The following is a 20,195-nucleotide window of genomic DNA, read 5'->3' as shown; positions in this document are numbered from 1 at the left end:
ACGAGGAGGCCGCGGGCATGGGGGTACGGGGACGGAAGGCGGAGGCGGGGGTGTTCCTCGCCGTGGCGTTCGTGGCGGCGGGACTGCTCGGGGCGGTGCAGCCGGCGGTCGGGATACCGCCCGAGGTGGTGCAGTTGACACAGTTCGGGCCCGCGGCGGGGGTGCTCGTGTGCGCGCTCCTGTGGCCCGCACGGATCCGCCGGCGCCTGGCCGGGGCCCTGCCCGGAGCCCGGCACGGGGCACCACCGCCCCAGGCGCCGGCCGTGGCCCCGCCCGCCCGCACCGCCGGGTCCCCGCCGCGGACCGGGTGGTCGCTGCTGGTGACCGCGCCGCTGATCATCACGCTGTCGGCGGGTGCCTACGCGGTGGTGCACGACGGGCCGGTGGCCACCGATCCGCGCACGCTGTCCCACCCGTTCCTGCTCGTCGTGGTGGCGCAGTTGGCGGGTGCCTGCGGGGAGGAGATCGGCTGGCGTTGCCTGCTGCAGCCACTGCTGCGGTCCCGCTTCGGTCCGCTCACCTCGTCGGGCGTCGTGGGCGTGGTCTGGGGCGTGTGGCACGTCGGGGTGTTCGCGCAGGCACCGGCGTACGCCGCCGGGTTCCTGGTGGCGACCGTCGCGATGTCCGTGGTCCTCGGGCTCGCGCTGGAGCGGATCCGGGCGAACCGGCTGCTCCTCGCGGGCGGTTTCCACGCCCTCGTCAACCTGGGGATGCTGCTCTTCATGGACGAGGAGTCCGGCGCGGTGCCGCCGATGCTCCTGTTCGCGGCCGCGTGCCTGGTCGTGGCGCTCCTGTGGGTGGTACGGGCGGGGGTGCGGGCGCCGGGCGCTACGATCGCGGCGGCGCGAAGCGGCGCGCTCTGACATGGGGGAACGGTCGGTGCGAAGAGGACGGGGTGCCTGGACGGCCCTCGGGCGGTGCCAGCGGCAGTCGCTGAGCGATCTGGCCCTCCCCCTGTACGGCGGGCTCGTGGTGGGCGCGCTGCTCCTGCTGCCCGTGGGCCTCGGGTTTCCGCTCCTCCCGCCCGCCGCGGCGGGCCTGCGCAGGCGCGCCGACCGGCAGCGGGGCCGTGCCGCCGGGTGGTCGGGCCGGGAGGTCGGTCCGCCCGAGCCGCTCCCCCGCTCGACCCGGGCACTGCTCGCGGACGAGGGGTTCTGGCGCGAGCTGCGCTGGGCGTGGCTGGAGCCCGTCACGGGCGGTCTGGTCGTGGCGGTGCCGCTGTGCCTCTTCTGGTACGGGGTGTTCGGCGCGCTCGTACAGCCCTTCGTGTGGCGGGAGTTGGGGGACGACAACTGGTACGCCTTCGTGCCCGTCCGGTCCTCCGTGACCATGGCGGCCGCCCTGCTCCTGGGCCTCGTGTTCGGCGCGGCCGGCGTCGCCCTCGCGCCCCGGGCGCTCGCCGGGCACGCCCGCTGGATCCGATGGGCGCTCCGCGCCCCGTACACCACCGAGCTCGCCCGGAGGATCGACCACCTCACCGGCACCCGGGCCGACGCGCTCGATGTCCAGGCCGTCGAACTACGCCGTATCGAACGTGACTTGCACGACGGGGCGCAGGCCCGGCTGGTGGCCCTGGGCATGACGCTGGAGGCGGCGACCCGGCTCCTGGACGACGACCCGGCGCGGGCCCGCGCCCTGCTCGTCGAGGTGCGGGAGGCCTCCGAGCGGGCGCTGCAGGACCTGCGGGAGCTGGTGCACGGCATCCTGCCGCCGGTCCTCGCCGACCGGGGGCTCGGCGACGCGGTGCGGTCGCTGGCGCTGGACAGCTTCCTGGACGTGCACGTGGACGTCGCCCTGCCGCCCGGGCGGTTCCCGGCGGCCGTCGAGTCCGCCGCCTACTTCGCCGTCGCCGAGCTGCTGGCCAACGCGGCCAAGCACGCGGACGCGCGTGAGGTCCGCGTCGGGCTCGGGCACGTCGACGGTGTGCTGCGCGTGAGCGTCGCCGACGACGGCCGGGGCGGTGCGGACCCGTCCGCGGGCGGCGGCGGGCTGCTCGGCGTGCGGCGCCGGCTGCGCCCCTTCGACGGAACCCTCGCCCTGCACAGTCCGCCGGGCGGACCCACCCTCGCCACCCTGGAGATACCGTGCGCGTCGTCCTCGCCGAAGACCTCTTCCTCCTCCGGGACGGCCTGACCAGGACCCTGCGGGAGCACGGCTGCGAGGTGGTCGCGGCCGTGGACAACGAGCCCGCGCTGCGGCGCGCACTGCGCGAGGAGCGGCCGGACGTCGCCGTCATCGACGTACGGCTGCCGCCGGGCCTCACCGACGAGGGCCTGCGGGCGGCGCTCGACGCCCGCCGCGAGCGGCCGGGCCTGCCGGTGCTGATCCTCTCGCAGTACGTCGACCAGTTGTACGCGCAGGAGTTGCTGGCGGGCGGTGAGGGGGCCGTCGGCTATCTCCTGAAGGACCGGGTGACGCACACGGCCCAGTTCGTCGACGCGGTGCGGACGGTCGCCGCGGGCGGCACGGTGCTCGACCCGCAGGTGGTGGCCCGGCTGCTGGCCCGCAGCGACGCCCGGGGCAACACGTCGGCGCTCACCCCGCGCGAGCACGAGGTGCTGAAGCTGATGGCCGAGGGCCGGTCGAACGCGGCCGTGGCCACCACGCTCCACGTGAGCGAGAGCGCGGTGGCGAAGCACACCGCGAGCATCTTCGCGAAGCTGCGGATCGAGCCGTCCCCGGACGACAACCGCCGGGTGCTCGCGGTGCTGGCCCACCTCCGCCGGTGACCGGCTGTGGGGAGCCCGCCACGCGCTCGGGCGAGCCTCCCCACCATGGCTTGCGCGGCGGCACCGACGGGCACATGGTCGGAGGTATGGACCCGCGTGAGGCGGCGCTCCGACGGGCGCACGACCATGCCGTCCGGTGGCTGGCGAGCCTGCCCGACCGCCGTGTTCCGGCCCGCGCCGGCGTGGACGAGATCGTCCGCGCCCTGGGTGCGGACCTGCCCGACGGTCCCGGCAGGCCCGCCGACGTCGTCGACCTCCTGGCCACGGCCTGTGAACCGGGGCTCACCGCCTTCCCCAGCGGGCGCTTCTACGGTTTCGTGGTCGGCGGCACCGAACCGGCGGCGCTGGCCACCGACTGGCTGGTCAGCGCCTGGGACCAGAACTGCGTGATGCGCACCGTCTCCCCCGCGTACACGGCGGCGGAGGACATCGCCGGGGCGTGGCTGCTCGATCTGCTCGGACTGCCGGACGACAGCTCCGTCGGCTTCACCACGGGCGCGACGATGGCGAACTTCACGTGTCTCGCGGCCGGCCGCGACGCGGTGCTGCGGCGCGCCGGCTGGAACGTGGCCCGTGACGGCCTCCACGGGGGCCCGGCCGTTCGCGTCCTCGCCGGCGAGTCACGGCACATGGCCGTCGACCTGGCGCTGCGCTACCTCGGGCTCGGGAGGCCGGAGCTGGTGACGGCGGACGATCAAGGACGCATCGAGGCCGAGGCGCTGCGGGACGCGCTGGCGGGCAGCGGAGAGCGGCCCGTCCTCGTCGTCCTCCAGGCCGGCGACGTGCATTCCGGCGCCTTCGACCCCTTCACCGAGAGCGTTCGGGCCGCTCGCGACGCGGGCGCGTGGGTGCACGTCGACGGCGCCTTCGGGCTGTGGGCGGCAGCCTCCCCGCGCCACGCCCATCTGACGGCGGGCTGCGCGGACGCCGACTCCTGGGCGACGGACGCCCACAAGACCCTCAACGTCCCCTACGACTGCGGACTGGCGATCGTGCGCGACCCGTCCGCGGTACGGGCGGCGATGGGCGAACGCGGCGACTACCTCATCCATCACGAGCACGGCGACCCCATCGACAAGGTGCCCGAACTCTCCCGGCGCGGGCGCGCCTTCACCGTGTGGGCCGCCCTCAGGTCCCTCGGCCGCTCGGGGGTGACCGACCTGGTCGAGCGACTGTGCCGGCATGCCGCCACGTTCGCGGCCGGCATCGCCGCCATCGAGGGGGCGACCGTGCTCAACGACGTCGTGTTCACCCAGGTGTGCGCCGAGTTCGGCGGCGACGAACGCACGGACCGGGTGCTCGCCCGGCTGCTCGACGACGGCACGGCCTGGATCAGCGGCTCCACCTGGCACGGGCGGCGCATCATGCGCATCTCGGTGAGCAACTGGTCGACCTCCGACGACGACGTGCGGCGCACCCTCGACGCGATCCGGCGCGCGGCCGAGGCTGCTGCCTAGCCGGGTGGCGTCCCCACGGTCACGTCGGACGTCCGGTCACGTCGGTCGACCCGGGACGTCCCGGGGGCCCGGGGGTCCCGGGACGGTGTGCCGATGCCGGGGCGTGCCGGGTCAGGCCGCCGCCGGAGCGAAGCGGTGCAGCTCGTCGGTGCCGGGCTGCACGACGCCGTAGCTGCTCTCCGGAACCTCGTTCCAGGCGCCGGGCAGGTCGCCGAGGGGCTCGGAGACGATGAGGCGGCTCTCCTCGGACAGGTGCCGCAGGAAGGCGATGTCGGGGTGGAGTCTGCGCAGCGCCTCCACCCGGCTGCTGTAGTACAGCGAGCGGGACGCGCGGGCACTGGAGTAGCGGAAGGCCCAGACCCGCTCGCCGTCGGTCACGGCGAGGGTCATCTGGAGCGGGAACTCCACGCCGTGCTCACGGCCGACCCGTTCCACGACTCCCGCCATCTCGGCGACGGCGGCGGGCGGGTCCCGGTCGAGACCGAACGTGAGGGCCAGGTAGAACATCACCTCGGAGTCCGTCGTGCCCTCGATGTCGGGGTACAGCCGGGGGTCGACGAGCAGGGTGAGCTCGCGGCGCACGAGGGGGAACCCGGCGATGGCGCCGTTGTGCATGAACATCCAACGCCCGTACCGGAACGGGTGGCAGTTCGACTGCTGCACGGCCGTCCCGGTCGACGCCCGGATGTGGGCGAAGAACAGCGGGGACCGGACGTGGTCCGCGAGCTCCCGCAGATTGCGGTTGTTCCAAGCGGGGCCGACGTCGCGGAGGAGCGCGGGGGTGTCGTTCTCGGGCGAGTACCAGCCGACACCGAAGCCGTCACCGTTGGTGGTCTCCACCCCCAGCTTGGAGTGCAGGCTCTGGTCGATCAGGGAGTGCTCGGGTTTGTAGAGGATGGTGTCGAGGAGCACGGGTGTCCCCCAGTACGCGAGCCATCGGCACATCCGTGATCACCTGGATCCCTGGGTCTCGAACAGGGCTGCGCTGCGGGCGGCGTGAAGATCCGCTCCGGCCCTTTCATTCTCGGCGCCCGCGGCGCCGAGCGCCACGCGGGGCCGGTCGCCGCCCCGGCGTGCCGCCGGCGCCGCGCGGGTGCGGCCGTCGGGAACCGTCGGACGGGCCTCAGGAACGGCCGGCCTTGCGGCGGGCCCGCAGCCACTCCTTGTTCATGGCCGCGATCGACGGCAGCGGGATGCCCTTGGGGCAGGCCGTCGCGCACTCCCCGGTGAGGGTGCAGCCGCCGAAGCCCTCGGCGTCCATCTGGGCCACCATGTCGAGGACGCGGCTCTCGCGCTCGGGTGCGCCCTGGGGCAGCACGCCCAGGTGGTTGACCTTGGCGGAGGTGAACAGCATCGCCGAGCCGTTGGGGCAGGCGGCGACGCAGGCCCCGCAGCCGATGCACTCGGCGTGCTCGAAGGCGAGGTCGGCGTCGGCCTTGGGGACCGGGGTGGCGTGCGCCTCCGGGGCGGAGCCGGTGGGGACGCTGACGTAGCCGCCGGCCTGGATGATCCGGTCGAAGGCGGAGCGGTCGACGACCAGGTCCTTGACGACCGGGAAGGCGGCGGCACGCCAGGGCTCGACGTCGATGGTGTCGCCGTCACGGAAGGACCGCATGTGCAGCTGGCAGCTGGTGGTGCGCTCGGGGCCGTGGGCGTCGCCGTTGATGACGAGGCTGCACGCGCCGCAGATGCCCTCGCGGCAGTCGTGGTCGAAGGCGACGGGGTCCTCGCCGCGCAGGATGAGCTCCTCGTTGAGGGTGTCCAGCATCTCCAGGAAGGACATGTCGGAGGAGATTCCGTCCACTTCGTAGGTGGACATGGCGCCTTCGGCGTCGGCGTTCTTCTGGCGCCAGACGCGCAGGGTGAGCCTCATGCGTAGCTCCGCTGGGTGGGGTGGACGTGTTCGAAGACGAGGTCTTCCTTGTGCAGGACCGGGGTGCCCTCCGCGCCGAACTCCCAGGCGGCGACGTAGGAGAACTCCTCGTCGCGCCGGGCGGCCTCGCCGTCCGGGGTCTGGGACTCCTCGCGGAAGTGGCCGCCGCAGGACTCCGCGCGGTGGAGGGCGTCGAGGCACATGAGCTCGGCGAGCTCCAGGTAGTCGACGACGCGGTTGGCCTTCTCCAGGGACTGGTTGAACTCCTCGCCCGTCCCGGGGACCTTGATCCGGCGCCAGAACTCCTCGCGGATCGCGGGGATGCGGCGCAGGGCCTTGCGCAGGCCCTCCTCGGTGCGGGCCATGCCGCAGAACTCCCACATGACTTCGCCGAGTTCGCGGTGGAAGGAGTCGGGGGTGCGGTCGCCGTCGACGGCGAGGAGGAGGTGGATCCGGTCCTCGGTCTCGGCGAGGACCTCCCGTACGGCGGGGTGCTCGTCGGTGACGGGCTCGCTGTGCGGGTGGCGCGCCAGGTAGTCGTTGATGGTGGCGGGGAGCACGAAGTAGCCGTCGGCGAGGCCCTGCATGAGGGCGGAGGCGCCGAGGCGGTTGGCCCCGTGGTCGGAGAAGTTGGCCTCACCGATGGCGAAGAGGCCGGGGATCGTGGTCTGGAGGTCGTAGTCGACCCACAGCCCGCCCATCGTGTAGTGCACGGCGGGGTAGATCCGCATCGGCACCTCGTAGGGGTTCTCGGCGGTGATCCGCTCGTACATGTCGAAGAGGTTGCCGTACTTCTCCTCGACCTTGTCCCGGCCCATCCGCCGGATCGCGTCGGCGAAGTCCAGGTAGACCCCCTGGCCGCCGGGGCCGACGCCGCGCCCCTCGTCGCAGACGTTCTTCGCGGCGCGGGAGGCGATGTCGCGCGGGACGAGGTTGCCGAAGGAGGGGTAGATGCGCTCCAGGTAGTAGTCGCGCTCGTCCTCGGGGATCTCGTGGGCGGGGCGGGTGTCGCCCTGGGCCTTGGGGACCCAGATGCGCCCGTCGTTGCGCAGCGACTCGCTCATCAGGGTGAGCTTGGACTGGTGGTCGCCGGTGCGCGGGATGCAGGTGGGGTGGATCTGGGTGAAGCACGGGTTGGCGAAGTACGCGCCGCGCCGGTGGGCCCGCCACACGGCGGTGGCGTTGGAGTTCATGGCGTTGGTGGACAGGTAGAAGACGTTGCCGTAGCCGCCGGTGGCGAGGACGACGGCGTCCGCGTAGTGGGTGGATACGCGTCCGGTGATCAGGTCGCGGGCGACGATGCCGCGGGCCCGGCCGTCGATGACGATCAGGTCGAGCATCTCGGTGCGCGGGTGCATCTCGACGTTGCCGGCGGCGATCTGCCGGGACAGCGCCTGGTAGGCGCCGAGGAGCAGCTGCTGACCGGTCTGGCCGCGGGCGTAGAAGGTGCGGGAGACCTGGACGCCGCCGAAGGAGCGGGTGTCGAGCAGGCCGCCGTACTCGCGGGCGAAGGGGACGCCCTGGGCGACGCACTGGTCGATGATCTCGACGGAGATCTGGGCGAGGCGGTGCACGTTGGACTCGCGGGCGCGGAAGTCGCCGCCCTTGACGGTGTCGTAGAAGAGCCGGTGGACCGAGTCGCCGTCGTTGCGGTAGTTCTTGGCGGCGTTGATGCCGCCCTGTGCGGCGATGGAGTGGGCGCGGCGCGGGGAGTCCTGGTAGCAGAACTGGACGACCTGGTAGCCCTGTTCGGCGAGGGTGGCGCCGGCGGAGCCGCCGGCGAGGCCGGTGCCGACGACGATCACGCGGTGGCCCCGGCGGTTGGCGGGGTTGACCAGCCTGGCCTGGAAGCGGCGGGTGTCCCAGCGCTCGGCGATCGGGCCGGTGGGGGCCTTCTCGTCGGTGAGCGGGGCGCCGAGGGTGTAGTCGGGGGAGGTCATTCAGCTCACCACTCCGGTCATGACGGCGACGGGTACGGAGACGAAGCCCGCGGTCAGGACGAGCGCGAGGGCGTTGGCCAGGATCTTGAGGACGCGTTCGCGGCGGGCGTTGCCGACGCCGAGGGTCTGGGCGGCGCTCCAGAAGCCGTGCCGGACGTGGAGTCCGACGGCGAGCATGGCGACGATGTAGATGGCGTTGCCGTACCAGGTGGAGAAGGTGTCGACGACGTTCTGGTAGGGCTTGCCCTCCTCGAAGCCACCGGGGTGGACGGTGCCGGTGGTCAGGTCGAGGACGTGCCAGACGATGAAGAGGGCGAGGATGACGCCGCCCCAGCGCATGGTGCGGGTGGCGTAGGAGGAGCCCTTGCGACGGTGCGCGTACGCCGTGGGGCGGGCCCTGAGGCCGCGGCGGCTGAGCTGGTACGCGGAGACGGCGTGCGCGACGACGGCGGCGAGCAGCACGATCCTGGCGATCCACAGGCCCCAGTGGTGGTGCAGCACGGGGGCGCCCATGACGCGCAGCCAGTGGCCGTAGGCGTTGAACTCCCCGGGGCCGAAGAAGACCTTCAGGTTGCCCGCGACGTGTGCGACGAGGTAGGCGAGCATGAGGAGGCCGCTCACGGCCATGACCGTCTTCTTGCCGATCGTGGAGGCCCAGAAGCCGCGGGTGGGAGCGGCGGGGGTCCGGGCTGTCGCCCGATCGGTCTTCGTTGCCAAAGCCATGCCAGCGACGGTAGGGCCGAAGGACCCGAGTGGTCCAAGACATGGATCGGCTGATCTCGATAGGCGGGAGCTATGGGCGCGGGTAGGGTGGTGCCATGCAGTTCCAGCAGCTCCTCTACTTCGTCGCCGTCGCCGAGACCCGCCACTTCACCCGGGCCGCCGAGCGCGTGCACGTCTCGCAGCCCTCGCTCTCGCAGCAGATCAAGGCCCTGGAGCAGGAGCTGGGCGCGGAGCTGTTCAGCCGGGCGCGGGGGAACATCGCCCTCACCGACGCGGGCGAGGCCCTGCTGCCGCTGGCCCGCCGGATCCTCGCCGACACCGACACCGCCCGGCACGAGGTGCAGGAGCTGGTGCAGCTCAAGCGCGGCCGGGTGCGGCTCGGCGCGACGCCCAGCCTGTGCACCGGACTGCTGCCGGACGTGCTGCGGACGTTCCACGACCAGCATCCGGGCATCCAGCTGCTCATCGAGGAGGGCGGCTCGCACGACCTCGTACGGGAGCTGGCGCGCGGCGCGCTCGACCTGGCGCTCGTGGTGCTGCCGCTGCCGACCCCCTCACCGGCCCTGACCACGGTGGAGCTGCTGACCGAGGACCTGGTGGTGGTGTCCTCGGCGTCCGCCCCGGCGCCGCGGCGGCCCGTGCGGATCGCGGATCTGCGCGACCAGCCCCTGGTGATGTTCCGGCACGGCTACGACCTGCGGGAGCTGACCGTGGCGGCCTGCCGGGCGGAGGGCTTCGAGCCCTCGTTCACGGTGGAGGGCGGCGAGATGGACGCGGTCCTGGGCTTCGTACGGGCAGGTCTCGGCCTGGCGGTCGTGCCCACGATGGTCGCCGGCCGGGCCGGCCGCGACCTGCGCGTCACGGCCCTGGCGCGCCCGGGCCTGCGCCGCACGATCGCACTGGCCCACCGCAGCGACGTGGCGCCCCCGCGGGCGGCCCGCGAGCTGCAGAAGCTGCTCATGGCCTCCCGCCGGGGGCGATAGCGCGCCGCGCGGCCGCCCCCTCGACGCGGGGCGTTCGCCCACCCCTGTCGGAGGCGGTCGTCCGGCCGGGGCGGGACGACCGCCCCCACGGGGCGGGGCGAACGGTCCGCGACGGCCGGGGCGGAGAGCGCGGGGGTGCGGCGTCCTACACGGCGTCCGCCAGGACCAGAGAGTGGATCCGGTCCGGGGCGCCGGGGCGGGCGTAGTACCAGCCCTGGGCCGTGTCGCAGCCGAGCTCCCGGAGCTGCTGGGCCTGGGCCCCGGTCTCCACGCCCTCGACGGTGACGGCGAGGTCCAGGCTGTGCGCCAGCTGCACGATGCCCTCGACGATCTTGAGGTCGACCGGGTCCGCCGGGTGCTGCTGCATGCCCTGGGTGAAGGAACGGTCCAGCTTGAGGACGCTCACCGGCAGCCGACGCAGGTTGGCGAGGTTCGAGTAGCCCGTGCCGAAGTCGTCGAGGGCGATGTCCACCCCCATCTCGGCGAGCTGCCGCAGCGGCTTGAGCAGGTCGTCGTCGGCCCCGATCAGGGCGGACTCCGTCACCTCCAGGCACAGCGCGCCCGGTTCGAGCCCGGAGCGCTCCAGGACGTCGACGGTCTCGGCGACCAGGCCCGGGTGGTGCAGCTGGGTCGGCGACAGGTTGACGTTGATCCGCAGCGGACCGGTGGCCCTGCGGCCGCCGGGGGCCCCGTCCTGCCAGAACCGGGCCTGGCGCACGGCCTCCTGGAGCACCCAGCGGCCCAGCGGCACGATGAGGCCGGTGTTCTCGGCGAGCGGGATGAAGCGGTCCGGGCCGAGCACCCCGTGCTGCGGGTGGCACCAGCGCACGAGCGCCTCGGCGCCGTGCACGCTGCCGTCGCCGAGGTGGACCAGCGGCTGGTACTCGATGAAGAACTCACCGCGTTCCAGGGCCGCGGGCAGGGCGGTGGTGAGCCCGTGCCGGGTGATGGCCCGCGCGTCGGCCTCCGCGTCGGCGTACTCGAAGCGGTTGCCACCCGCCGACTTGGCCCGGTACATGGTGATGTCGGCGCTGCGCAGCACCTCGGCCGCGGTTCGCTCCCCCGCCGGGCCCTCGACCACGCCGACGCTGCCGCGGACGGTCAGCTCGCGCCCGTCGACGCTGATCGGGGAGGCCAGGGCGGCGAGCATGCGGTCGGCGAGCTCGGCGACCTTGCGCTCGGTGCCGGGCCCGGTGGTGAGGGCGACGAACTCGTCGCCGCCGAGCCGGGCGACCATCTCGCCGGGTCCGGTGACACAGCTCTGCAGCCGGTCGGCGACCTCGACGAGCAGCCGGTCTCCGGTGGAGTGGCCGAGGCTGTCGTTGACGACCTTGAAACCGTCGAGGTCCAGATAGCACAGGCCGAAACGGGTGTCCCCGCCCGGGCCGAGGGTCTTCTCCAGGCGTTCGAAGAACAGCGTGCGGTTGGGCAGGCCGGTGAGGGCGTCGTGCGTCGCCTCGTACCGCAGCCGCAGGTTGAGCAGCCGCCGTTCGGTCGTGTCCTCCATCAGCGCCAGCTGGTACTGGGGCGCGCCCTCCGCGTCCCGCAGGAGCGACACGGTGAGGTTGGTCCAGAGCACGGTGCCGTCGCTGCGGTAGTACGGCTTCTCGACGCGGTAGTGCTCGCGCTCGCCGCGCACCAGCTCGTCGTAGAGCCGCCACACGTGCGGGCCGTCCTCGGGGTGCGCCCACTCGACGATGTTGCGGCTGAAGACGGTCTGCTCCAGGCCGCCGAACATGCGGGTGAGGGTCTCGTTGACCTCCAGGACGTTGCCGTCGAGGTCCGCGATGCCGATGCCGATCGCGGCGCCGTCGAAGACCGCGCGGAAGCGGCTCTCGGTGGCGTGCAGGGCGAGTTCGGCGGCACTGCGGGCGGAGAGCGCCGAGTGGGCGATGGACTCCTGCTCGACGAGGGTCCGCTCGCGCAGCGCCTGGGCGAAGCCGGCGGCCATGGCGTGCTGGAGCCGGGCGCAGCGGGCCCGCAGCTCCTCGGCTGCGGTGTCCTGCTCGTCACCGCAGTACAGCACCAGGTAGGCGTCGACCACGCCGAGGCTGCGGGCGAGGGCGTCCGGGTCCGTGCAGTGGGCGGCCACGAGGGCCTGGCCGACGCGGTGGGCGGGGGCGGTGTCGAACGGCCGGGCGTGCAGGGCCTCGGACAGCTCCCGGGCGGGCGGCAGCAGGTGCCGCTCGAACTCCTGACGGGTCATCGAGGTGGCCGTGACCGGGAACACGGCCCGGCTCCAGATGGTCACGAACCGCCTGAGTCTGTCCTCCGGTCCGTCGGCGTCGGCCACGGAGCCGGTCGGCTGGGACGGCAGCTTCACGCCTTGCGCCCCACCCCTGCGAACCCGGAGAAGGCGAAGGGATCCTCCTCCTCGTCCGGGCTGTCCGGCCGCCACAGGGGCATCGGTACGAGTCCGGGCTCGACGAACTCGGTGCCGGCGAAGAAGCGGCTGATCTCCTCCTTGCTGCGCATCACGAGGGGGTTGCGGATGTCGCGGTAGACGTCCACGACGCCGCCGGCCCGCTCCTGGGAGACCGGGATGCCCTCGTAGGAGGCGTGGGTGAGGACGAGGAGGCTGCCGGGGGCGAGCGCGTCGAGGAGTTCGGCGACGGCGGCGCCGGGCTCGTCCTCGTCCTCCAGGAAGTGCAGGACGGCGACGAGCAGCAGGGCCACCGGGCGGTCCAGGTCGAGCAGCTCGCCGACCTCGTGGCTGCGCAGGATCTCGCGGGGCTTGCGCAGGTCCGCGGCGACCACGGCCGAGCGGGCGTCGCCGTCGAGGACGGCCCGGCTGTGGGCGACGGCGACCGGGTCGTGGTCGACGTAGACCACGCGCGTCGCGTCGCTGGCGGCCTGGGCGACCTCGTGGACGTTGCCGAAGGTCGGTATCCCCGAGCCGATGTCGAGGAACTGGGTGACGCCGGTCGCGACGGCGTACCGGACGGCCCGGCGCATGAAGGCACGGTTCGCCTGCATGATCTTGGGGAGCCCCGGCAGGAACTCCATGGCCTTGCGGGCCGCTTCCCGGTCCACTTCGAAATTGTGCGAGCCGCCCAGATAGAAGTCGTACATACGGGACACGCTCGGCACCGAAATGTCGATGCCCGGCGGAGCCCAGGCGGGACGCTCCATCAAAGTCTCCATCAAGTCGCCATGGATGCGGCCATGTGTTCGCAGCCTACGTTCGAGCTGAGGCTACTGATCGCCCGCCTGGAGAGCGAGTAGAAACGGAAATTCGCGATCCGTTCTTGGTCACACGCCATTGGCACGTGCGGCGGGTAAGGAAGACTTCACGCCTTCAGGTCGTGCAAATTCACGTGCATATGGAAGCGCGGAGTCCGGAAGACCCTTCCCTTACAGCCCAGAAGCCCGGAGTACGCCCTGGGCCGGCCCAATGGGCGACGACAACCGGCCAGTTCTCCGTACGGGCGTCCCACGAGAGGTGCCGGTCGGGCGTTCCCCCTGAATCGGGCGCAACGACAAGGCCGTTGGGGCCGTTGGGTACGTGTGAGACGACAGAACCCCGCGAAACGTCAAACCCCCGCGGCTCGAGATCCCCACCATCCGGGGAATCCTGGGCCGTTCCGGCCCGCCGGAGCGATCCATATGATCATGCTGCGAGGCGTGTCTCTGTCGCCTCTGTACGGATCGCGCCTGGCGCGGCCGCTCGCGGCCGGCGCCCTGGTGTGGCTCCTCACCGCCCCGGCGCCCGCGGCCGCCGACGCGTGCGCGTACGCCTCGACCGGTTCCGACGGTTCGGGCATCTCGATCGCGTCCACCGGATCGGGCTCCTGTTTCCCCACCCACCCGCCGCACCCCTCGCACCCGCCGCATCCCTCGCACCCGCCGCACCCGTCCCATCCGCCGCACCCGACACATCCGCCTCACCCCACACATCCGCCTCACCCCACACATCCGCCGAAGCCGACGCCGAAGCCGACGCCCGCTCCCGAGCCGCCGACGACCCGGCCCGCTCCCCCGCCTAAGCCGGCCCCGGCACCGAGGCCCGCGCGCCCCCGCCCGGCCCCGCGCACCGCCGAGGCGGAGCCGCCCCCGCCCCCGCCGCCCGCGCCGTCGCCCTCGCCGGTGCCGACCGTGCGGTCGCACCCGCCGGCCCCGGGCCCGGTCGCCCTGCCGCACTACCAGCGCACGGCCCGGGTCAAGCCGAAGAGCGCCCCGAACGTGCTCAGTACGACCCTGCTCATCACCGCGCCCGCGGTGCTCGCGACCGCGATCCTGCGCCCCCGCTCCCGCTGACCGCTCGTCACCACCGAGCGCTCGATCCGGCCGGGCCGCGCTCGGCCGACGGAGGAAACCTTGTCCGAATGGCTCGTCCTGTCCATCGCGATGGCCGCCGCGTGCGCCGTCGTCCTGACCATCGTCGTCATCAACCACCGCAGGATCCCCGAGGACGACGACCCCAGCGAGACCCCCGACGTCATCGAGTACATGACGATGATGATCGGCGTGGTGTACGCCATCGTCCTCGGCCTCGCCATCGCCGGCGTCTGGGAGGCCCGCAGCGCCGCCCAGGAGACCGTGCGGCAGGAGGCCCAGGCCCTGCACGAGATCTCCGCGCGCGCCCAGGTCTACCCGCCGGCCGTGCGGGACCGGATCCGGGCCGACGTCGACGCGTACGTGAGCTTCGTCGTCCATGACGAGTTCCCCTACATGTCGGACCACAACGAGCTCGACGACACGGGGACGGAGCTCCTGGAGAAGGTCCGCCGCAGCGTGACCGACTACCAGCCCGCCAACGACTTCGAGGGGCAGGCCTACCAACCGCTCGTGGACCAGGTGGCGGTGGCCGACGACGCCCGTGGCGCGCGCGGGCAGAACGCGGGCGCGACGATGCCGGGCGTGGTGTGGTTCGGCCTCATCATCGGCGCCCTGGTGACGGTGGGCCTGATCTTCACCCTGCAGATCCGGCGCACCGGCAGGGAGGTGCTGCTCGCCGGCCTCTTCAGCGCGCTCATCGCCTTCCTGCTCTTCCTCATCTGGGACTTCGACGCGCCGTTCGGCCGGGGCATCTCGGCCACCGCCGCGCCGTTCACCGACCTGTTCCCGCAGGTCCTGGGCTGACCCGGGCCGGACGTTGGGCCGGGTGGGGGACATGGGTGCCCCATTCGCCCGTCTGGGATCGCGACTGTGGTAGGGGACTCCTAGCGTTTCCGGTATCGAGGTGCATTTCATGCCTTATGCGGAAAACCCTTCCGCAGCTGCTCCTCGGAGACCCGGAGGATCCACCATGCGCGCGATACGTGCCGTGTCCACCGCTCTGCTGGGGGCGGCCGCCCTCGCCCTGGCCGCCCCCCTCGCCGTCGCCGCCGACGGCGCGCCGGCGCCGAACCCCCGAGCGCCCGGAGCGAGGCAAGTGGGCGATTTCGTCGTCTCCCCCGCGTTCGTCGCCCCGGGCGGCAGGGTCACCCTCAGCGCCCCGGGCTGTGCGAGCACGGCGACGGCCTCGGCCGGCATCTTCGACACCGTCACGATCGCGCCCGGATCCGCGGCCACCGCCACGGTGGACAGCGACGCCAAGCGCGGCGCCGTCTACACGGTGTCCTTCAACTGCACGGGCGGCATGCAGAGCACCGTCGACCTGACCATCACGGGTGGCGCGACCGCCACCGCCACGAGCCTCTCGACGCTCCGCCCCGCGACCCCGCGCGGTGTCGCCGGCGGCCTCGGCGGCTCGGTCGACGCGACGAACGGCTGGACGATGGCGGCCGGCGGAGCCATGGCGCTCGCCGCGGCCGGTGGTCTGGTCTTCGTGATCCGGCGCAGGTCGGCCGCCGGCCGTCGGCACTGACGGGGCGGCCGTGCCCCGGCCCGCCCCACGGAAGAGCCCGAGTGCGAAACCGCCCCGGACGCCCGTCGCCCCCGAACCCTGAAGAGGGTCCGGGGGCGACGGGCGTCGCGGGCCTGCCGGGAGGTTCGACCGGTCAGACCTCCACGCGGCCCATGCGGCGCCGGCGGACGATGAACAGGCCACCGCCCAGCGCGGCGGCGGCGACGAGCGAGCCGCCGACGGCCATCTCGACGGAGCTCGGCGCGAGCGAGCCGCCCAGACCGCCCTGCGCGCCCTGACCCGGCAGCACGCGGAAGGACTGGGTGAGCGTCCGTCCGTTGCTGCACTGGACGGTCAGCTGGTACTGGCCCGGCGTGGCGTTGTTGAAGATGCGGGCGGTGGCCGTGGAAACGCCGTTGTTGGCGGCGGAGAGGGTGGTGGTCGCGAAGGCGCTGGACGTGACCGTGCCCCCGGCGCACCCCCTGACGGTGATCGTGAGGATCGACCCCTGGTGGACCGCGAAGGGGGAGACGGTGACGGCGTTGGAGTTGTCACCACCCCCGGGGGCCTGGAAGGAGTCGGCCGACACGCTGCTGGGCCCTTGGGTGGCGGTGGCGAGGGGGGCCGCGAGTCCGAGCGCCGCGAACGCGGTCGCCGTCACCGCCAGAGTGCGTGCAGCACGCATGGTTGAACCTCCAACTGAAGGCGCCCCAAAGCGGTGCTCCGGGAGAATCGACGAGTACGCCTTCCATGACGAACCATCACAAGCCGTGCCGACCGGCGCATTTCGGCACTGCGCCACCTCGGTGAGTCCCGGCGTCCGCCGAACGGGGGTGGGGGACTGACGGAACCGCAGGTCACGCGATGTCAGGCCGATGATCTGACGATTACTCGGACGGGTCATCACCCGGACGCCCGACTCACCCCCGCCGGCACCCGACCGGCACCTGACCGGCACCCCACCGGCGCTCCCGTCCTGACCGTGGCACAGGGCGGCGCCCCCGGGGCCGCCACCCGTTCGCCCCGCTCCGATCGCCGGTTTCCGCCCGCGCCCTTACCGTTCCCGTGACGCACCAAGGGAGAACCATGAGCCCGGGAGAACCATGAGCCCCAAGGACTTCAGCTTCCTCGAAGCCGCCAGGAGACGCCAACCCTGGGGCGCCCTGGCCCTCGTCATGCTCTCCGGGCTGGCGATAATGCGCAACGGGGTCGGCTTCGAGTCCGGCCCGCCCCAGCCCACCGCCGCGGCGCGCCCGGTCGCCCGTCCGGTGGGCCCGGCTCCCACGAGCGCCTACGGCCTGGATCCGCTGCCCTACGCCCAGGCCTCGCGCATCAAGATCCCGGCCCTCAAGGTGGCGGCCCCCGTCATCGACGTCGGCCTGGACGACAACGGCTGGATCGCCGCCCCGCCGCCCCAGGAGGCCAACCTCGCCGGGTGGTACCAGAACGGCATCGCCCCGGGCATGCGCGGCACGTCGGTCGTCGTGGGCCACGTCGACAACCTGGCGGGCCCCGCGGTGTTCTACGGCCTCGGCTCCCTGCAGCGCGGCCAGCACATCGAGGTCGAGCGGTACGACGGCCGGGTGGCCGTCTTCGAGATCTACGGGGTCGACGTGTACGCGAAGAACGACTTCCCGGTCCAGGTCTACGCGGACACCGGTGAGCCCGAGCTGCGGGTGATCACCTGCGGCGGCGGCTACTCCCGGGCGCACGGCTACGACGGCAACGTGGTCGTCTACGCCCGGATGGTGGGCTCGCGGTAGGCCCGCGGAGCACACGGCACGGCCCAGGGCCCCGGCACTCCGCAGCGTGCCGGGGCCCCGGGCCGTACGGGGCGGGTTGCGCGCTCAGCGGCGCGGGACGGTGATGCTGTAGCCCGCGTCGAGGAGTTGGGGCAGATAGCGCTTGAGCGCGGCGACGCTGTGCGAGCGGTTGCCGCCGGCGTCGTGGTTGAGGACGACGACCCCGGGCCCGGCCCCGTTCAGGACCCTCCGGACGATGCTGTCGGTGGGCGGCTCCTGCCAGTCGAGGGTGTCGACGGTCCAGGCGAGCGGCTCCATGCCGAGCTCGGCGCCGATCTCGAAGGAGAGCTTGTTCCAGGCCCCGTAGGGAGCCCGGTACCACAGCGGAGCAGCGCCCAGGGCCTGTTCGATGACGTCGCTCGTGCTGCCGAGCTCCTGGCGGATGCGGGACGGGCGCAGCTTGGGGACGAGGGGATGGGACCATGAGTGGTTGCCGACGACGTGCCCGTCCTCGGCCATCTCCTTGAGCAGGTCCTGGTTGTCGACCGCCATCTCGCCGCACACGAAGAACATCGCGCGGCAGTCGTGGCGCCGCAGGGTGGCCAGGATCTCCGGCGTGTAGCGCGGGTCGGGCCCGTCGTCGAAGGTGAGCACCATCGAGCGCCCGACACCGGTCAGTTGGAGGAAGGGCCGGGTCCTGACCGGCGGGAGCGCCTTGCGGAAGGCGGGCGGCGCGTAGCCGGTCATCGGCTGCAGCCGGTACGCGGCCGGTCGCAGCCGGGCGGCCTGGACCTGCGGCCCCGCCGCCGCGGGGGCGGGTCGTACGGACGGCCGGGCGGAGGGCGTGGCGCCCGGGGTGGCCTCGGGCGGGCCGCCGGGGTCGGTCAGCCGGTCCGTGGCGAAGACCCCGACGGCGGCGGTGGCTCCGAGGGCGGCGGCGAGGCGCAGCAGCGACCGGCGACCGGTGGTCGTCTCATCCTTTTTCATGACCAATGGTTCGTCCGGAGGACGGCGCGCTCCGCGCAGCGACACCGGCCGCCCGTCCGAAAACACCTGATGAGCCGATAGCCTCGAAGGGTGAGTGGTTTCGAACGGGGTACGGACGGCCCGAAGGTGATCGTCGCCGGGGTCGACGGCTCGGCGTCCTCGCTGCGCGCCGCGGCGTACGCGGCGGGCCTGGCGCGGCGGCAGCACGCGCTGCTCGCGCTCGTCCACGTCCAGCCCGTGATGGCGGCGGGCGCCTCGCTCGGGGCTCCGGTCGCCGGGACGACGGAGGAGATCGCGGAGGGCCTGGTGGCCGAGATCCGGGAGTCCGCCGAGCGGGTGAAGGAGATCTTCCAGGTGCGTTGGGAGTTCCACACCTTCCGCGGGGACGCGTACGCGGGACTGGTCTCGGCCGCCGACGAGCTGAAGGCGGACGCGGTGGTGGTGGGGGCCTCGGAGTCGGCGGGGCACCGGTTCGTCGGCTCGGTCGCGGTGCGGCTGGTGAAGGCGGGCCGCTGGCCGGTCACGGTGGTCCCGTAGCCCCGGGGCCCCCGGGGGCTACTCCCCCATCACCAGGCCGTCGCGGGCGGCGCCCCGGGCGAGCACGACCGCGCGGATGGCGTCGCGGGCCCCGGTGTACTGCGTCCGCCCCTTCTTGATCGCCTCGTTGAGGTTCACCACCCGCCCCAGGGCGGTGTCGAACGACTGGGGTACGAACTCCGCCCTGGACACCTCCCAGCGACGGCCGGGTGCGGTCGGCGGGGCGAAGGTGAAGCGGGCCAGGGTGCCCTGGTTGCCCCGGGGGTCGTGGACGCCCTCGTAGTTGATCATGTCGCCCGCGATCTGGTCGCCCATGCCGTAGACGATCCAGGTGCCGTTGACCTTCTCGTACGCCTGCGGCACGTGGGCGTGGGTGCCGATGATCAGGTCGATGTCGGGGCGGTTCCCGGTGTGCGAGGCGGTGAGCGCGCGGCCGAGGCCGAGCTGGCGCTCGTCGGGTGCCGTCTGCCACTCGGTGCCCCAGTGGAGCGAGACGACCACGACGTCCGCGCCGGCCTTCCGGGCTGCCCGCGCGTCGGAGACGATCTTCTGCTCGTCGATCAGGTTGACGGCCCAGGGCTGCCCCTCGGGCAGCGGGTAGCCGTTGGTGTCGTAGGTGTAGGCGAGCTGGGCGACGGTCGCGGCGCCGGCCTCGAGCAGGGCGGGCCGGGCGGCCTCCGCGGCGGTACGGGCCGAGCCGGCGTGCCGCACGCCTGCCTTGTCGAGCGCGTCCAGGGTGCGGCGCAGGCCGCCGGCCCCGTCGTCGAGGGTGTGGTTGGAAGCGGTGGAGCAGGAGTCGTAGCCGGTCTCCTTGAGCGCCACGGCGACCTCGGGCGGCGACTTGAACGCGGGGTAGCCGGTGTACGGGCCGCCCTGCTCGCCGTAGACGGTCTCCATGTGGCAGATCGCCAGGTCGGCGCGCGAGACGACGGACCGGACGCCCGAGAACATGGGGCGGAAGTCGTAGCCTGCGCCGCCCGCGTCGACGGCGGCCCGCTGGATGACCGAGTCGTGCGGCAGGACGTCGCCGGAGGCCACGAGGGTGAAGGGGGCCGGGGCGGACGCTCCCCCGGGGGCCGGGGACCGCTCCTCCGCGCGGCTCCGTCCGGCGTCGGGGGCCGACCGGTCGGGGGCGCGGTCGGCGACGGCGCAGCCGGTGGCCGCGGTGAGCAGGACGACGGCGAGGGCCGCCGCGCCGGGTCTGGTGCGTGGGGTCATCTGCCGGACTCCGCTGATTCGTAGGATGAACATCCGTTCTCACGAATTCACAGGGGAGATAAGCCCCAGTCAAGGGTCATTGCCGCGTCTCGTGGGAAACCCCGCTGAATCGGACGCAGTGCTTCCGCCCGACCGTTCGTCGTGCCATTCACCGCTCGGTGCGACCGTTCGTCGCAGAACCTCGTCCGTTCCCTGTCGCTCGTCGAGCGGGTGCGTTC

General features: G+C 73.0%; 19 protein-coding genes. 10 read left to right on the top strand and 9 right to left on the bottom strand.

Features of this window, described 5'->3' with window-relative positions:
• The first annotated feature begins 17 nt into the window (after positions 1 to 17).
• The 4 genes from AB0M16_RS05135 to AB0M16_RS05120 all read left to right on the top strand — a co-directional run bounded on the left by AB0M16_RS05135 (position 18) and on the right by AB0M16_RS05120 (position 4,186).
• Positions 18 to 863, top strand: coding sequence for a CPBP family intramembrane glutamic endopeptidase (locus tag AB0M16_RS05135; protein ID WP_365338894.1), 846 nt, complete (start codon positions 18 to 20; stop codon positions 861 to 863).
• 16 nt (positions 864 to 879) lie between these two features.
• Positions 880 to 2,133 carry a histidine kinase gene (locus AB0M16_RS05130; RefSeq protein ID WP_365338892.1) on the top strand — a complete coding sequence of 418 codons (1,254 nt, stop codon included), beginning with the start codon at positions 880 to 882 and terminating at the stop codon, positions 2,131 to 2,133.
• A complete protein-coding gene (locus tag AB0M16_RS05125) occupies positions 2,085 to 2,729 on the top strand; it encodes a response regulator transcription factor (protein WP_365338890.1) in 645 nt (214 codons plus the stop codon). The genes AB0M16_RS05130 and AB0M16_RS05125 overlap by 49 nt, the downstream gene beginning before the upstream one ends.
• Positions 2,730 to 2,815: 86 nt before the next feature.
• Positions 2,816 to 4,186 (top strand): aminotransferase class V-fold PLP-dependent enzyme, encoded by a 1,371-nt coding sequence (locus AB0M16_RS05120; protein WP_365338888.1) that lies wholly within the window; start codon positions 2,816 to 2,818, stop codon positions 4,184 to 4,186.
• 111 nt (positions 4,187 to 4,297) lie between these two features.
• Here AB0M16_RS05120 and AB0M16_RS05115 read toward each other — a convergent pair whose 3' ends face one another.
• From AB0M16_RS05115 to AB0M16_RS05100, 4 genes are all read right to left on the bottom strand, one after another.
• A complete protein-coding gene (locus tag AB0M16_RS05115; RefSeq protein ID WP_365338886.1) occupies positions 4,298 to 5,131 on the bottom strand; it encodes a class II glutamine amidotransferase in 834 nt (277 codons plus the stop codon).
• A gap of 178 nt (positions 5,132 to 5,309) precedes the next feature.
• Positions 5,310 to 6,059: a succinate dehydrogenase/fumarate reductase iron-sulfur subunit gene (locus AB0M16_RS05110; RefSeq protein ID WP_365338884.1), complete on the bottom strand. Its 750-nt coding sequence runs from the start codon at positions 6,057 to 6,059 to the stop codon at positions 5,310 to 5,312.
• The gene (locus AB0M16_RS05105; RefSeq protein ID WP_365338882.1) at positions 6,056 to 7,999 is read right to left on the bottom strand and encodes a fumarate reductase/succinate dehydrogenase flavoprotein subunit; all 1,944 of its coding nucleotides are present in this window, start codon (positions 7,997 to 7,999) and stop codon (positions 6,056 to 6,058) included. Before AB0M16_RS05105 ends, AB0M16_RS05110 begins: the two co-directional genes overlap by 4 nt.
• Positions 8,000 to 8,626 carry a succinate dehydrogenase cytochrome b subunit gene (locus AB0M16_RS05100; RefSeq protein ID WP_365339469.1) on the bottom strand — a complete coding sequence of 209 codons (627 nt, stop codon included), beginning with the start codon at positions 8,624 to 8,626 and terminating at the stop codon, positions 8,000 to 8,002. It lies immediately after the preceding gene.
• A gap of 191 nt (positions 8,627 to 8,817) precedes the next feature.
• Here AB0M16_RS05100 and AB0M16_RS05095 point away from each other — a divergent pair, with 191 nt between their 5' ends.
• On the top strand, positions 8,818 to 9,705 hold the full coding sequence (locus tag AB0M16_RS05095) for a LysR substrate-binding domain-containing protein (RefSeq protein WP_365338880.1): 888 nt from the start codon (positions 8,818 to 8,820) through the stop codon (positions 9,703 to 9,705).
• Positions 9,706 to 9,850: 145 nt separating this feature from the next.
• Here AB0M16_RS05095 and AB0M16_RS05090 read toward each other — a convergent pair whose 3' ends face one another.
• The gene (locus AB0M16_RS05090; protein ID WP_365338878.1) at positions 9,851 to 12,028 is read right to left on the bottom strand and encodes an EAL domain-containing protein; all 2,178 of its coding nucleotides are present in this window, start codon (positions 12,026 to 12,028) and stop codon (positions 9,851 to 9,853) included.
• On the bottom strand, positions 12,025 to 12,837 hold the full coding sequence (locus tag AB0M16_RS05085; protein ID WP_365338876.1) for an SAM-dependent methyltransferase: 813 nt from the start codon (positions 12,835 to 12,837) through the stop codon (positions 12,025 to 12,027). The genes AB0M16_RS05090 and AB0M16_RS05085 overlap by 4 nt, the downstream gene beginning before the upstream one ends.
• 963 nt (positions 12,838 to 13,800) lie before the next feature.
• Here AB0M16_RS05085 and AB0M16_RS05080 point away from each other — a divergent pair.
• The 3 genes from AB0M16_RS05080 (at position 13,801) to AB0M16_RS05070 (ending at position 15,514) form a co-directional block, all read left to right on the top strand.
• Positions 13,801 to 13,962: a hypothetical protein gene (locus tag AB0M16_RS05080; protein WP_365338874.1), complete on the top strand. Its 162-nt coding sequence runs from the start codon at positions 13,801 to 13,803 to the stop codon at positions 13,960 to 13,962.
• Between the two features lie 60 nt (positions 13,963 to 14,022).
• A complete protein-coding gene (locus tag AB0M16_RS05075; RefSeq protein ID WP_365338872.1) occupies positions 14,023 to 14,787 on the top strand; it encodes a hypothetical protein in 765 nt (254 codons plus the stop codon).
• A 166-nt stretch (positions 14,788 to 14,953) separates the two neighbouring features.
• A complete protein-coding gene (locus tag AB0M16_RS05070; RefSeq protein ID WP_365338870.1) occupies positions 14,954 to 15,514 on the top strand; it encodes a hypothetical protein in 561 nt (186 codons plus the stop codon).
• A gap of 133 nt (positions 15,515 to 15,647) precedes the next feature.
• Here AB0M16_RS05070 and AB0M16_RS05065 read toward each other — a convergent pair whose 3' ends face one another.
• Positions 15,648 to 16,178 (bottom strand): hypothetical protein, encoded by a 531-nt coding sequence (locus AB0M16_RS05065; RefSeq protein ID WP_365338868.1) that lies wholly within the window; start codon positions 16,176 to 16,178, stop codon positions 15,648 to 15,650.
• A 418-nt stretch (positions 16,179 to 16,596) separates the two neighbouring features.
• Here AB0M16_RS05065 and AB0M16_RS05060 point away from each other — a divergent pair, with 418 nt between their 5' ends.
• Complete coding sequence (locus AB0M16_RS05060) at positions 16,597 to 17,256, top strand: class F sortase (protein ID WP_365338866.1); 660 nt, start codon at positions 16,597 to 16,599, stop codon at positions 17,254 to 17,256.
• An 84-nt stretch (positions 17,257 to 17,340) separates the two neighbouring features.
• On the opposite strand, the gene AB0M16_RS05055 is transcribed toward AB0M16_RS05060, so the two are convergent.
• Entirely contained in the window at positions 17,341 to 18,222 is an 882-nt protein-coding gene (locus AB0M16_RS05055; protein ID WP_365338864.1) for a polysaccharide deacetylase family protein, read from the bottom strand.
• Between the two features lie 90 nt (positions 18,223 to 18,312).
• Between AB0M16_RS05055 and AB0M16_RS05050 the strand changes: the two genes are divergently transcribed.
• On the top strand, positions 18,313 to 18,759 hold the full coding sequence (locus AB0M16_RS05050) for a universal stress protein (RefSeq protein WP_365338862.1): 447 nt from the start codon (positions 18,313 to 18,315) through the stop codon (positions 18,757 to 18,759).
• Between the two features lie 18 nt (positions 18,760 to 18,777).
• Here AB0M16_RS05050 and AB0M16_RS05045 read toward each other — a convergent pair whose 3' ends face one another.
• Entirely contained in the window at positions 18,778 to 19,977 is a 1,200-nt protein-coding gene (locus AB0M16_RS05045) for a CapA family protein (RefSeq protein ID WP_365338860.1), read from the bottom strand.
• Positions 19,978 to 20,195 lie beyond the last annotated feature (218 nt).

This window comes from Streptomyces sp. NPDC051921, from assembly GCF_040680975.1.
In the GTDB taxonomy this organism is placed as follows: Bacteria; Actinomycetota; Actinomycetes; order Streptomycetales; family Streptomycetaceae; genus Streptomyces.
The sequence above is the reverse complement of the archived record's forward strand: the minus strand, read 5'-3'. Positions and strand labels throughout refer to the sequence as shown.

Excerpts from the sequence above, each read along its gene's own strand:
- AB0M16_RS05135 (WP_365338894.1), top strand. The coding sequence starts at position 18 with ATGGGGGTACGGGGACGGAAGGCGGAGGCGGGGGTGTTCCTCGCCGTG.
- AB0M16_RS05120 (WP_365338888.1), top strand. The coding sequence starts at position 2,816 with ATGGACCCGCGTGAGGCGGCGCTCCGACGGGCGCACGACCATGCCGTC.
- AB0M16_RS05115 (WP_365338886.1), bottom strand. The coding sequence starts at position 5,131 with ATGTGCCGATGGCTCGCGTACTGGGGGACACCCGTGCTCCTCGACACC.
- AB0M16_RS05110 (WP_365338884.1), bottom strand. The coding sequence starts at position 6,059 with ATGAGGCTCACCCTGCGCGTCTGGCGCCAGAAGAACGCCGACGCCGAA.
- AB0M16_RS05105 (WP_365338882.1), bottom strand. The coding sequence starts at position 7,999 with ATGACCTCCCCCGACTACACCCTCGGCGCCCCGCTCACCGACGAGAAG.
- AB0M16_RS05100 (WP_365339469.1), bottom strand. The coding sequence starts at position 8,626 with ATGGCCGTGAGCGGCCTCCTCATGCTCGCCTACCTCGTCGCACACGTC.
- AB0M16_RS05095 (WP_365338880.1), top strand. The coding sequence starts at position 8,818 with ATGCAGTTCCAGCAGCTCCTCTACTTCGTCGCCGTCGCCGAGACCCGC.
- AB0M16_RS05085 (WP_365338876.1), bottom strand. The coding sequence starts at position 12,837 with ATGGAGCGTCCCGCCTGGGCTCCGCCGGGCATCGACATTTCGGTGCCG.
- AB0M16_RS05070 (WP_365338870.1), top strand. The coding sequence starts at position 14,954 with ATGCGCGCGATACGTGCCGTGTCCACCGCTCTGCTGGGGGCGGCCGCC.
- AB0M16_RS05065 (WP_365338868.1), bottom strand. The coding sequence starts at position 16,178 with ATGCGTGCTGCACGCACTCTGGCGGTGACGGCGACCGCGTTCGCGGCG.
- AB0M16_RS05060 (WP_365338866.1), top strand. The coding sequence starts at position 16,597 with ATGAGCCCCAAGGACTTCAGCTTCCTCGAAGCCGCCAGGAGACGCCAA.
- AB0M16_RS05055 (WP_365338864.1), bottom strand. The coding sequence starts at position 18,222 with ATGAAAAAGGATGAGACGACCACCGGTCGCCGGTCGCTGCTGCGCCTC.
- AB0M16_RS05045 (WP_365338860.1), bottom strand. The coding sequence starts at position 19,977 with ATGACCCCACGCACCAGACCCGGCGCGGCGGCCCTCGCCGTCGTCCTG.